Source organism: Vibrio sp. NFR, assembly GCF_027587095.1.
Taxonomy (GTDB): Bacteria; Pseudomonadota; Gammaproteobacteria; order Enterobacterales; family Vibrionaceae; genus Vibrio; species Vibrio harveyi.
Genome location: NZ_JAPPTN010000009.1, coordinates 73634 through 86697, shown reverse-complemented (window position 1 = coordinate 86697; position 13064 = coordinate 73634). Strand labels below are relative to the sequence as shown.

Below are 13064 nucleotides of genomic sequence, written 5' to 3'. Positions count from 1 at the left end.
GCAAAAAGGGCGCTCCGATGAGCGCCCTTTTTAAGTTTAAAGTGTTGTAGAAAGAGGGGATTACCAACCTTTCACTACACCACCTTTGAAGATGTCTTTCGCTGCTTCGTAAACTTCATCTGTTTGGTATGCTTTCACGAAGTTTTGTACGTTAGCTGCTTGAACGTTGTCTTCACGAGCAACGATAAGGTTTACGTATGGAGACTCTTTGTCTTCTACGAAGATACCGTCACGCTCAGGTGTTAGGTCAATTGAACTTGCGTAAGTTGTGTTGATGATAGAAACCGCAACGTCATCAAGAGAACGTGGAAGCTGTGCTGCGTCTAGTTCAACGATAGTGATGTTTTTCGGGTTACCTACGATGTCACGTACTGTTGCCAGTAGACCAACGCCATCGCGCAGTTCGATCAGACCTTGTTGCTCAAGAAGTAGAAGAGAACGACCTAGGTTAGTTGGATCGTTTGGAACCGCGATGCGAGCACCATCTTCAATTTCATCTACTGATTTTACTTGCTTAGAGTAACCAGCGATAGGGTATACGAAAGAGTTGCCTGCAGTTACTAGCTTGTAGCCACGATCTTTTACTTGCTGATCTAGGTATGGCTTGTGTTGGAACGCGTTTGCGTCGATTGAGCCATCATCTAGTGCTGCGTTTGGTGTTACGTAATCGGTAAAGGTAACCAACTCAACATCCAGGTTATATTTCTCTTTAGCAACTTTTGCTGCAACTTCCGCAACTTGAGCTTCAGCACCTGCCATTACGCCAACTTTTACTTTGTTCACGTCGACTTCTTTGTCACCACAACCAGCAAGAACCAGTGCAGAAGCGGCAGTTGCAACAGTCAAAAGACTCTTAAGGCTAAATTTCATCGTTATCTCCTTATAATTGGTATTTTCAATTCTTATCTGTGGTCTACGCGGCGTACGATTGCATCACCGATAGACTGAATAATTTGTACTAGAACAATCAGCATCACGACGGTTACTGCCATGATGACTACATCATAACGGTGGAAGCCATAACGGATAGCTACGTCACCAAGACCGCCGCCGCCTACCGTACCCGCCATTGCTGAGTAGCTTACAAGTGTTACTAGGGTAATCGTTACTGAGTTAACAATAGTCGGCATTGCTTCAGGAAGCAGAACTTTTGTGATGATTTGTGTTGGTGTTGCGCCCATAGATTGTGCAGCCTCAACCAAACCTGATGGTACTTCCAGCAGTGCACCTTCAATGAGACGCGCCACAAATGGGATTGCACCGATAGTCAAAGGAACAATCGCTGCTGTTGTACCGATAAAGGTGCCAACCAACAGTTTGGTTACTGGAATAATCGCAACCATCAGCACTAGGAAAGGAACCGAGCGACCAATGTTAACGATGGCGCCAAGCACGCGATTAAGTTTAGTGTTCTCCAGCAAGCCACCTTTTTTAGTGGTGTGCAAAATTACGCCTAGTGGAATACCAACAGCAAAACCAACGATGCCAGCAACCGCAACCATGTATAGGGTTTCCCATGTTGCGCCCAAAAGTAGGTTGCTGTTTAGGCTCAGCCATTCAGAAATCGTATTAAAGGACATAGCCAAGTACCTCTACTTTCACGTTGTGCTCACGCAGGAACTCAATCGCTGCGTTATCGTCTTCTTCGTTACCAAACAGCTCTGCGACCATCATGCCGAACTTCACGCCGCCAGCGTAATCCAGATCAGAACTTAGGATGCTTACGTCGATGTTGTACTTACGAGCGATTTGCGTCATCAGAGGGGCATCCACGGTTGCGCCAGTAAATTCTAGGCGAACCAATGGATAGCTGTTTTCTACGCGCGTGGTTTGTAAGCGTGCTTGGTAATCTTCTGGGATAGAAAGATCCAAAGTAGAGCGAATGAACTCGTGCGCCAGTGCAGTCTTCGGATGCGCGAAGATTTCACCAACGGTGCCTTTTTCCACTAGCTCACCATCACCGATGATCGCTACTTCGTGACAGATGCTCTTAACTACTTCCATTTCGTGAGTGATCAGAAGAATGGTGATTTCGAGCTTGCGGTTGATTTCTTTTAGTAGTTCTAAGATGGACTGAGTCGTTGCTGGATCCAGTGCACTGGTTGCTTCGTCACACAGCAAAACGCTAGGGTCAGATGCCAGTGCACGTGCAATCGCCACGCGTTGCTTTTGACCACCACTTAGGTTTGCTGGGTAGCTTTCATGCTTGTCTGAAAGACCAACGAGTTTAAGTAGCTCAGTCACTTTTGTTGTGATTTGCGCTTTGTCTTTGCCTGCTAGCTCAAGAGGGAGTGCGACATTGTCGAAAACGGTGCGAGACGACAGCAGGTTAAAGTGTTGGAAGATCATCCCGATGTTACGGCGAGTTTCTCCCAATTGCTTTTTGCTTAATTTGGTTAGATCAACGCCATCTACGATGATGGAACCCGATGTCGGGGCTTCCAGCATGTTCACACAGCGGATTAGGGTACTTTTACCCGCGCCCGATGAGCCAATAACACCGAAGATGGTGCCCTTCGCGATATCTAGATTAATGTCCTTAAGGGCAAGAATTTCCTTACTGCCTTGGTAGAACACTTTATTGACGTTTTTTATTTCTATCATGTTTCAACCTGCACAGAGATACTGGGAACTTCGCTGTTAAAAACGGCTTTTAACAGGAGTAAATTTTGAACTCTATCTCAATTCTCAGTTGATGCTATGGGTTAAGTAGTATTAAGTCAATAGATATTTTTACGTCTAGACGTCTAGACGTCTAAATGTATGGATGTTCTGTTGGGAAAGGAAAACAGAGAATGTTTGGCGGAAGGACATATATAAGAGGGATACTCAAGATTTACCGATTCTCGGACGACAAATCAACTGTTTTGTCGCCCACTCACACCAATTAGATAGTGTGAGTGCTTATAAGGTATGTAATAATCTGATAAAACCGAGTAAATAGAGAAATACGTTTTGGCAAAACCTGCTGTTTTTATCGACCGTGACGGCGTGATCAACGTTGACCACGGCTACGTTCATGACGAACATGATTTTGAGTACATTGACGGTGTCTTTGAAGCGACAAAAGCGCTGAAAGATAAAGGCTACCTGCTGGTGCTTGTGACCAATCAATCTGGCATTGCACGTGGTAAATTCAGCGAAGACCGTTTCTTGTCTCTGACTCAATGGATGGACTGGAACTTCGCTGATAATGGCGTTGAGTTCGACGGCATCTACTACTGCCCGCATCATCCGGAGCATGGCATTGGCGAGTACAAGCAAGATTGTGATTGTCGTAAGCCAAAACCAGGTATGTTTATTTCTGCGCGTGACTTCTTGAAGATCGACATGGAGAAATCTGTGATGATCGGCGACAAAGCCGAAGACATGATGGCAGCAGAAGCGGCAGGCGTTGGCACTAAGATTTTGGTTCGCACTGGTAAGCCAGTAACAGAACAAGGCGAAGCGATTGCAACGGTAGTATTAGATAGCATTGCAGACGTACCTGCGTACCTAAACAAGTAATCTTCATTACTGACTGAGATAAGGGAAGCCGCTGCTTCCCTTTTGTTTGATTCCTTCTTTTAGTCTGAATACTTATGAGCAAAAAACTCACCATTCTTGATATCGCGAAACTGGCTGGCGTGGGCAAGTCGACGGTCAGTCGTGTGCTTACCAATGATCCCAAGGTAAAACCGCAAACGCGTGAGAAGGTAGAGCAAATCATTCGTGAATCAGGTTATGTGCCCTCAAAATCGGCTCAGTCGATGCGTGGCGGCAGCCAAAAGGTGATCGGTGTGATCATCTCTCGTCTGGATTCGCCATCAGAGAACCGCGCCGTTGGTACCATGCTCAACGCTTTGTACTCGGCAGGGTATGACGTGGTGATCATGGAGAGCCAGTTCGATCGCGATAAAACCAATGAACATTTGGATGTGCTCAAACGTCGCAATGTCGATGGCGTGATCGTGTTTGGTTTTACTGGGTGTGATGAACAAGCTTTGGCGGATTGGGGCAATCGCATTGTCGTGATCGCGATGGACACGCAAATGGTTTCCTCGATCAACTACGATAACCAAGGCGTTATCGATATGGCGCTCTCCCACCTGGAACAACAATCTATTTCTCGTATTGCCTACATTGGTGTTGATCCAGAAGACCGCACTACAGGTCTCGCTCGCCTAAATGCTTACCAAGCTTGGTGTGAGAAAAAGCGCATCGAACCATGTTTTAAAACTGGCAAGCTTAGCCACGAAAGTGCGTATCAGCTGGTGGATCACGTTCTTCAATCCGATACACAAGCCATTGTTTGTGCCAGTGATACCATCGCTCTAGGTGTGATTAAACGTCTGCAAGAAGTGGGACGTGAAGATGTGGTGGTTACCGGTGTGGGTGGTAACGAATTGCTTTCTTTTCTCTTCCCGAATGTCTTCAGCGTAGATCCAGGCTACTCTCATGCTGGTGAAAAATCCGCTAACATGCTGATTAATCAATTAAATGGTGATGAGTCTGTGGTGCATTTTACCCAGCAGCCTATCCGTCGTTAATCCTCCTTTCGATGATCTGCTCTAAAATTATACTGTGATCATTCTCAATTAATGGGACTGTTCCCATTTTGTTTTTGAATGCGAAGTGGCAATATTAAAATTATCGAGTGGGAATGTTCCCATTATAAAAATAAAACGATGAATTGAATGTATCCAATACAGGGTGGACAAAGTTATGAGTAAGATTGCGCGTCAAGATGTACAGCGTCTTATTGAGCTGGTCGGGGGATCGGACAATATTGCCAGTGTAAGCCACTGCTTAACTCGCTTGCGTTTCGTGTTGAATGACACTGACAAAGCCGATACAAAACAGTTAGATGCACTGTCTATGGTGAAGGGCTGCTTTACCAATGCCGGTCAATTTCAGGTCGTTATCGGCACTGAAGTTGATGAGGTTTACAAAGTACTGATCGAGCTTAGCGGCAAAAGTGAATCGAGCAAAGATGAATCTAAGAACGCTGCTCGTCAAAACATGAACATCGTTGAGCGTGGTATTTCCCACCTTGCTGAAATCTTTGTACCACTGCTACCAGCGATCATTACCGGTGGTTTGATTCTTGGTTTCCGTAACGTGATTGGCGACATCAAGATGTTTGATGGTCAAACGCTAACGGAAATCAGCCAGTTTTGGGCAACGGTACACTCTTTCCTATGGCTAATTGGTGAGGCGATCTTCTTCTTCCTACCGGTTGGCGTGTGTTGGTCGACAGTGAAAAAGCTTGGCGGTACTCCGATTCTGGGTATCACATTGGGCGTGACTCTGGTTTCGCCACAGTTAATGAACGCCTATTTAATTGGTAAGCAAGTGCCTGAAGTATGGGACTTTGGCTTATTCGCCATCGAGAAAGTGGGCTATCAAGCGCAAGTGATTCCAGCGATGCTTGCTGGTATGGCTTTGGCGTTTATTGAAACCAACTTAAAACGCATCATTCCTTCTTACCTCTACCTCGTGGTCGTGCCGTTTGTCTCTATCATCGTGTCTGTGATTCTTGCGCACTCTATCATTGGTCCATTTGGTCGTATGTTGGGTGACGGCGTTGCTTTCGCAGCAAAAGCAGCCATGACGGGTGACTTCGCAATGATTGGCTCAACCATCTTCGGTTTCCTATATGCGCCATTGGTAATTACCGGTATTCACCACACCACTAACGCGGTTGATCTTCAACTGATGCAAGAGCTAGGTGGCACGCCAATTTGGCCTTTGATTGCACTTTCAAATATTGCTCAAGCGTCTGCAGTAGTCGGCATCATTATCATCAGTAAAAAACACGGTGAGCGTGATATCTCGGTGCCTGCGGCTATCTCTGCTTACCTTGGTGTGACTGAGCCAGCGATGTACGGCATCAACTTGAAATACAAATTCCCAATGCTGAGCGCGATGATCGGTAGTGCGATTGCCGCTGCTATCTGTGGTAGTGCAGGTGTGATGGCGAACGGCATCGGTGTGGGCGGTTTGCCGGGCATCTTGTCTATCCAACCGCAGTTCTGGGGCGTATTTGCTCTGGCGATGTTGGTGGCGATTGTCGTCCCAGTAGCGCTGACGCTTGTGTTGTATAAGCGCGCACAGATGAAAGGCGAGTTAGAAACCGCTAACGCGTAATTCAAACTGAGGCAGCGATTTGGCTGCCTCGTTTATCTCCTCTATTTTTTAAGATTTTTAAGTTTCCGTTTAATGGTAAGTGAGCGTTAGAAATGGCAATGACCAAGCATGATGAGAGCTGGTGGAAAACCGCAACCATCTACCAAATTTACCCAAAAAGCTTTTGTGACAGTGGAAGTAAAGGCACGGGCGATATTAAAGGGATCATTTCTAAGCTGGATTATCTAAAACACCTTGGTGTGGATGCGATTTGGCTGACGCCGGTTTATCAATCACCAATGATCGACAACGGTTATGACATTTCCGATTACTATGCGATCAACCCAGATTTCGGCACCATGCAAGATTTCGATACCCTGTTGGCTGAGGCTCACCAGCTGGGTATTCGAATCATCATGGATATCGTGGTGAATCATACTTCGACAGAACATAAGTGGTTCCAATCGGCATTGGGTGATAAAAACAGCCCATACCGTGATTACTACATCTGGAAAGATCCGGTTGATGGCGCAGAGCCAAACAACTGGCAATCTAAGTTTGGTGGCAACGCTTGGGCGCTGGATGAAAAAACGGGTCAGTACTATTTGCACCTTTTTGCTAAAGAGCAAGCGGACCTAAACTGGGAAAACCCGGTAGTGCGTGAAGAAGTGAAAGAAGTCATCAGCTTTTGGGCAGAAAAAGGTGTGGATGGTTTTCGTCTTGACGTTATCAACCTGATTTCCAAGCAACAAGACTTCCCAAGTGACGATATTGGTGATGGTCGCCGTTTCTACACGGATGGTCCTCGCGTACATGAATATCTTCAAGAGATCAGTGAAGCCGTGTTCCAAAAATATGGCAGCGTGACGGTGGGTGAAATGTCGTCCACCACGCTAGAGCATTGTCAGCAGTATTCAGCGCAAGATGGCAAAGAGCTGTCAATGGTGTTCAATTTCCACCATCTTAAAGTCGATTACCCGAATGGTGATAAGTGGACGAAAGCGCCGTTTGATTTCATCCAACTAAAACAGATCTTCAACCATTGGCAAACCGGCTTAAATGGCAAAGGGTGGGGCGCGCTATTTTGGTGTAACCACGACCAACCACGCGTTGTGAGCCGATTAGGTAACGACGAACAATACCGTGTTGAATCTGCCAAAATGCTTGCGGCATCGGTACACATGATGCAAGGCACACCTTATGTTTATCAAGGTGAAGAGATCGGCATGACCAACCCGGGCTACACCGAAATCAGCCAATATCGCGATGTTGAAAGCACGAACATGTACGAAATCATGGTTAATCGCGATGGTGTATCTCACGACGATATGATGGCGATTTTGGCGCAGAAGTCGCGTGATAATTCACGTACCCCAATGCAATGGAACAGCGCGAAACATGCGGGTTTTACTGAAGGCACGCCGTGGCTAGAGGTGGCTCAGAACTATTCTGCAATCAACGCGGAAGCGGCGATTGCTGATTTGAACTCAGTGTTCTACTTCTACAAGCGCTTGATTGAACTGCGTAAACAGGTTCCGGTGATCACTGATGGTCGTTACGAGGACCTGTTGCCTGAGCACAAACGTATTTTTGCTTACGCACGTCAGAACGATAAGCAAACGCTACTATGTATCAACAACTACTACGGTGAAGAAGCGGAGTGTGTACTACCAGATCGTTTTGATATGAGTAAAGCCAAGAACCTGCTTTCCAACTATCAAAATGCGACCAGCGCGATTGCTTCTAGTCATCAGGTATTGCGTCCTTACGAAACTCGCATCTTGCTGATTGAAGAGTAAAAATTAAGCTTCCCCTAAGGATTTCGGTCCTAAACAAAAGGCTTTGGAGTGCTCCCCAAAGCCTTTGCTTTTTATCTAAATAAGATTTGATGGCTGAATTAAGCTTTTTCGATCTTATTCAAAGTTACTTTCGTTTCTCTCACTTGAATCTGTTCACTCTTTAGCAGTTCTACTTGCTCAATGAATCCTAGAGTTGGGTTAAACCAGCGTTCAGCAGAACTCTCAAACTCTTTTGAATCGATCAATTCCATACCGTCACATACAAGGTTATAAGTATTTTTCTCGGTTAGGTATGCCGCTTCAACCGATTTACCGGAGACATTAAACGTCTTACGGGCACCTGTTTCTCCAACTTGTTGGCTCCAAGTGGTTTTACACTGAGCGTTATCAGCTAACGCGTTTACCCAAGGATTATCATCAAAGGAATCAAGCATGCGTTTCACTTGCTCTCCTGACAAATCTACGATTACAGATACGAGATGTTTGCTGATATCAATGTTTGGATCCTTCTCTTTCACCGTTGACCCCTCTAACCGAAATAGAGGGCTGCTGTTCATCATCATGACGTTGGATAGAGAGTCAATGAGATAAAGGTCGGTAACTTCATGCAGCGCACCGTCAATACCAGCGAAGTAAATGGTATTACCTTCTTGCTCGCTACTGTCTAGGTAGAACTGTGTAATGCCGTTGTTTTCCAGAAGTTGGATAACGGGAATAAAAGGGTCATCTTGCTGGGTGTCGCGTAGTCGGTCGATGAGCTTTTGAACAGCCATTGGCTCAAAGCTTATCGTTATAGGTTCGCCCTGTTGACCGTCAGCAGAAGTGACGTAGTGAAGCTTTGTACTTGCTTCAGGTTTGAAAGATGAGTTTTGGATTGGGTAGTCGAAGCTTGATTGTGGACCTTTGCTTTCGCTTGTAGAACCAGAAGAAGAACCGCCCCCTCCACAGCCGTAAAGTGCGATCGTAGCTGCTGCGAGAAGCGTCATTTTTTTAAGCATGAGTTTACATTCCTAATTTTAGAAGGCTGATAAATCGAGCCGTTATTTGAATGTCGCCATGCTAAGTTTTGAGTGAGAAAAAGGGCAAAAAACAAAAACTAATAGAGTTAAATGAAAGCTTAATTTTATATTTAGGTCTTTGTTTTTTCTGGGTTAATGTCTTCTTCGATATTGGTGCAGTATTCTTCAATTAATGCCTTCCAGCGCATCACAATTTCCTTTTCTTTAATACTGACACGCAACTTCTTCCAAGGCTGTAAGCAGGTTTCTTTCGATTCCGGCTGAGACAAACGACTGAATAACTCTTCAGAAGGCATAACACGTAAAAGAGCTACGAGCGATTCCATGTAATTTAAGCGGAACTGATCAAGCTTATTTTGCTTGTAGGCAATATGAGATACAAAAGTGTAAATCAGGGCATTCTGAATTAATGAGTCTCCCGCCGGTGTCGTCAATAAGGTTTTCGCCTTATCAAGATTGCCGAGTTTGTAATTGAGGATACCCATCCATAAGTTCAGTTCATCGGGTAAGGCATCGAACTCGGACTGTACTTGATAAAGAAACCCTTCGAGTTTGGTTTGATTTTGTTCGTACAACGCGAGATGGCGAGCTATCGTGATGGCAGTAAACTCATCCATGTTTTTAATACCATCCATTGAGAATTGCTCATCCAGTAGCATCTTCTCGTGTGCATCGGTTAACTGCCAATTGCTCTGAGAAGGCGCAGGCAAATTAAAGTATTGAGCGATATCTGCATGCATACGAAAGATATCTGATTGTAGATGACTGATACGGAGCTCGTATTGATTACGAAACGCCAATTTGCCCGTCGCTGGGTAAATTAGGTTCATTTGTGCTTTGAGTCCCCCTTCTGTGGAGTCATCTTTTAGCTCAATGTTGAGCTGATAATCGCTGGTTTGCATGTTTCGTGCGCCAGGGAAATAAGGGGTTTCATTAATTGGATCGAGAAAGTAGCTCGGCGCATCTTGGTTAGCGATATCGGTATAAGGATACTCGACTTGTTGCTGCAACAAGATCGCTTTCACTAGAGTTCGGTACTCACGAGCAGTGGTGCCTATAGCATCAACACGGTTCAGCAACAATTCTACTTTAGGGATTAAGAGTTGGTTTCGAGTTTGCTGAGTTGAAATGCCTTGCTGTTGCCACAGCGTCACCCCAAGCCCAATGCTCATTAGCGCAAGTGCGGCGCATAAGCCATAAACAAGTTTGAATTTGTGAGACGCAGGGGCAAGGTTGCTCTTAGCTGGCTCTTTGGTTTGCTGAGCCTTCTGGGCTGGAGGTAGCAATTGAATATTGGCTGGATTAAGGAAGTAACCTTTACGTGGGTAGGTGACCAACAATTTGGCTGCATCGTGCTCCGGCAAGTGTTCTTGAAGCAAAGCTCTGAGTGTACTGATTCGGTTGGTTAGGACATTCTTTGAAATGAACTTACTTTGCCAAATGGTCTCGATGATGGTTTCAGCAGAGAGTGGGTGTCCAACACTGGTGAGCAACAGCTCCAGTAACTCGACGGTACGCGGCTCAAGATCGATACTGACTGCTTGTTTATGCAGAGTTTGAGTCTCTGGATTGTAGATAAGCTCGCCAATAGCAATCTGACTTTTGGTTTGTTTGGCTTGTTGTAGAAAGTCTCGCATACCATCATGAGTGATTAGTGAATGGCGAGATATTATATAGTCATTGGAGCGCAAAATCTTATAAATTGCGCTCCAATCATCATGGAAAGGCTATGAACCGTAGCTCACCGAATAGCGATGCGGTTTATGGTTCATCGCAAGCACGAGGTTCAGTGCGAAGGCTCCAAGTATCGACAACCCAATAACCCAAGGCGTGACGAAGAAGAAAGACGCAAACAAGATACATGCGTCAATTGCCATCTGGGATTTACCTACAGAAATACCGAACTTATCTTGGATGAATAAGCACAATACGTTAAAGCCGCCCAAGCTTGAACGATGACGGAATAGGATCAACATACCCAAGCCCATCAGCAAGCCACCCGCTACCGCGCAGTAAATTTCGTTGATTGATTCCAATGAAATCAGTAAATACAGGTGATCAGCAAAGATAGAAACCAAAGCGCCAGAAATTGCACTGTTAATGGCAAAGTGACGACCGAAGCGTTTCCATGCGAGCAAGTAAAAAGGACAGTTGGCTAAAAAGTAAAGCACACCAAACGTAAAAGGTGTAAATTGGCTAATAAGCAGAGCCAATCCGGTTGTGCCTCCGGTTAAGAGGTTCGCGGATTGGAGAAAGAAAACGCCTTGAGCTACCAAAAAGGTACCTGTAAGAATTGCCATCCAGTCTTCTTTTCTTGAGTGTTTTTCCATCTAATATGCAGTCGTTTGTGATAATTCGGGCGTGCATAGTAGTAAAAAGATGATCTTTTCGGTAGCTAGAGGGTAAAATTTGCGGTAAACCTATGTAATTGTTGTTTTACAGGGTGTAAAGCACAAAATTGACAGTCAGGGAATCATGGTTAAACGATTGCAACATCGTCATGATATTTCTTGCTTGTCACCATGAAAAAACTGCATGAGAAAAATTGTAAATTTCTCTTTATGACCTAGATCAAATTATGTAGAATGCGCGCCATTAGGTCGACGAAAACGTTTGCGTTAGGTCGTTATTCAGTTTTTTTGCAACTTTCAGTACCAATCTGAGTCAGGAGATACAGATGCTTAAGCGTGATATGAACATCGCAGATTACGATGCGGAACTGTTCGCAGCTATCCAGGAAGAGACTCTTCGCCAGGAAGAACACATTGAACTTATCGCTTCTGAAAACTACACAAGTCCACGTGTAATGGAAGCTCAAGGTTCTCAGCTAACGAACAAATACGCTGAAGGCTACCCAGGCAAGCGTTACTACGGCGGTTGTGAGTACGTAGATAAAGCTGAAGCACTAGCAATCGATCGTGCATGCCAACTATTTGGTTGTGAGTACGCGAACGTACAGCCTCACTCAGGTTCTCAAGCAAACAGCGCAGTTTACATGGCGCTTCTAAACCCAGGCGACACAGTTCTAGGTATGAGCCTAGCGCACGGTGGTCACCTAACTCACGGTTCACCAGTAAACTTCTCTGGTAAGCACTACAACGTTATTCCTTACGGTATCGACGAAGCAGGTCAAATCAACTACGACGAGATGGAACAGCTAGCGCTTGAGCACAAGCCTAAGATGATCATCGGTGGTTTTTCTGCTTACTCGCAAATCGTTGATTGGAAACGCATGCGTGAAATCGCAGACAAAGTTGATGCTTACCTATTCGTAGACATGGCGCACGTTGCTGGTCTAATCGCAGCAGGCGAGTACCCGACTCCAGTTCCACACGCTCACGTTGTGACAACAACGACGCACAAAACGCTAGCAGGTCCTCGTGGTGGTCTTATCCTTTCTAACGAAGGTGAAGAGCTGTACAAGAAGCTGAACTCAGCGGTATTCCCTGGCGGCCAAGGTGGTCCTCTAATGCACGTTATTGCTGGTAAAGCTGTAGCGTTCAAAGAAGCGATGGAACCTGAATTCAAAGCTTACCAAGCTAACGTAGTGAAAAACGCGAAAGCAATGGTTGGTCAATTCCAAGAGCGTGGTTACAAAATCGTATCTAACGGTACTGAGAACCACCTATTCCTAGTTGACCTAATCGACAAAGACATTACAGGTAAAGATGCAGATGCAGCACTAGGTGCAGCAAACATCACAGTAAACAAGAACTCGGTTCCAAACGACCCACGCAGCCCATTCGTAACGTCTGGTATCCGTGTTGGTACGCCAGCAATTACTCGCCGCGGCTTCACTGAAGATGACGCGAAAGAGCTAGCAAACTGGATGTGTGATGTTCTAGATAACATCGGCAACGAGGAAGTTATCGAAGCGACGAAGCAGAAAGTTCTAGAGATCTGTAAGCGTCTACCAGTTTACGCATAGTTCTCTGTGTAAATTCGCTTTCTTTGCAAAGTAGTACAGGCTGACTCGTTCTATTTCTGCGATTCAGTGTGATAATTTGATTGATGAAAGGTCCTCGTTTGAGGACCTTTTTGTTTTTCTAGCGTATGGAAACATCAGCTTAGAGAGAGTGTTGAAACAAGATTCCTGATATCTCGTAGGTTCTTCGAAATAGCGAGTTTGGTTTTAACC

Annotated in this window: 11 protein-coding genes; 5 read left to right on the top strand and 6 right to left on the bottom strand. The window is 45.3% G+C overall.

Going from position 1 to position 13064, the window contains the following annotated elements; translation table 11 throughout:
* Positions 1–60 precede the first annotated feature (60 nt).
* From OH463_RS17320 to metN, 3 genes are read right to left on the bottom strand one after another with little or no spacing between them, the layout of a single operon-like run.
* The gene (locus tag OH463_RS17320) at positions 61–870 is read right to left on the bottom strand and encodes a MetQ/NlpA family lipoprotein (protein WP_005447551.1); all 810 of its coding nucleotides are present in this window, start codon (positions 868–870) and stop codon (positions 61–63) included.
* Between the two features lie 32 nt (positions 871–902).
* Complete coding sequence (locus tag OH463_RS17315; protein WP_005432672.1) at positions 903–1580, bottom strand: methionine ABC transporter permease; 678 nt, start codon at positions 1578–1580, stop codon at positions 903–905.
* Complete coding sequence (gene metN / locus OH463_RS17310) at positions 1570–2604, bottom strand: methionine ABC transporter ATP-binding protein MetN (protein ID WP_005447548.1); 1035 nt, start codon at positions 2602–2604, stop codon at positions 1570–1572. The genes OH463_RS17315 and metN overlap by 11 nt, the downstream gene beginning before the upstream one ends.
* Positions 2605–2955: 351 nt before the next feature.
* On the opposite strand from metN, the gene gmhB reads away from it, so the two are divergent.
* The 4 genes from gmhB to treC all read left to right on the top strand — a co-directional run bounded on the left by gmhB (position 2956) and on the right by treC (position 7907).
* The gene (gene gmhB, locus OH463_RS17305; RefSeq protein ID WP_005447547.1) at positions 2956–3507 is read left to right on the top strand and encodes a D-glycero-beta-D-manno-heptose 1,7-bisphosphate 7-phosphatase; all 552 of its coding nucleotides are present in this window, start codon (positions 2956–2958) and stop codon (positions 3505–3507) included.
* Between the two features lie 74 nt (positions 3508–3581).
* Positions 3582–4529, top strand: coding sequence for a trehalose operon repressor TreR (treR, locus tag OH463_RS17300; protein ID WP_038898524.1), 948 nt, complete (start codon positions 3582–3584; stop codon positions 4527–4529).
* Between the two features lie 175 nt (positions 4530–4704).
* Positions 4705–6129 carry a PTS trehalose transporter subunit IIBC gene (treB, locus tag OH463_RS17295; protein ID WP_269991783.1) on the top strand — a complete coding sequence of 475 codons (1425 nt, stop codon included), beginning with the start codon at positions 4705–4707 and terminating at the stop codon, positions 6127–6129.
* A gap of 92 nt (positions 6130–6221) precedes the next feature.
* Entirely contained in the window at positions 6222–7907 is a 1686-nt protein-coding gene (gene treC, locus OH463_RS17290) for an alpha,alpha-phosphotrehalase (RefSeq protein WP_009697734.1), read from the top strand.
* A 98-nt stretch (positions 7908–8005) separates the two neighbouring features.
* Here treC and OH463_RS17285 read toward each other — a convergent pair whose 3' ends face one another.
* The 3 genes from OH463_RS17285 to OH463_RS17275 form a co-directional block, all read right to left on the bottom strand.
* Complete coding sequence (locus OH463_RS17285; protein WP_009697735.1) at positions 8006–8905, bottom strand: hypothetical protein; 900 nt, start codon at positions 8903–8905, stop codon at positions 8006–8008.
* 131 nt (positions 8906–9036) lie between these two features.
* Entirely contained in the window at positions 9037–10563 is a 1527-nt protein-coding gene (locus OH463_RS17280; RefSeq protein ID WP_005447542.1) for a winged helix-turn-helix domain-containing protein, read from the bottom strand.
* A 90-nt stretch (positions 10564–10653) separates the two neighbouring features.
* On the bottom strand, positions 10654–11256 hold the full coding sequence (locus OH463_RS17275; RefSeq protein ID WP_005447540.1) for a YitT family protein: 603 nt from the start codon (positions 11254–11256) through the stop codon (positions 10654–10656).
* Between the two features lie 347 nt (positions 11257–11603).
* Between OH463_RS17275 and glyA the strand changes: the two genes are divergently transcribed.
* A complete protein-coding gene (gene glyA, locus OH463_RS17270; RefSeq protein ID WP_005440106.1) occupies positions 11604–12854 on the top strand; it encodes a serine hydroxymethyltransferase in 1251 nt (416 codons plus the stop codon).
* Positions 12855–13064: the final 210 nt, after the last annotated feature.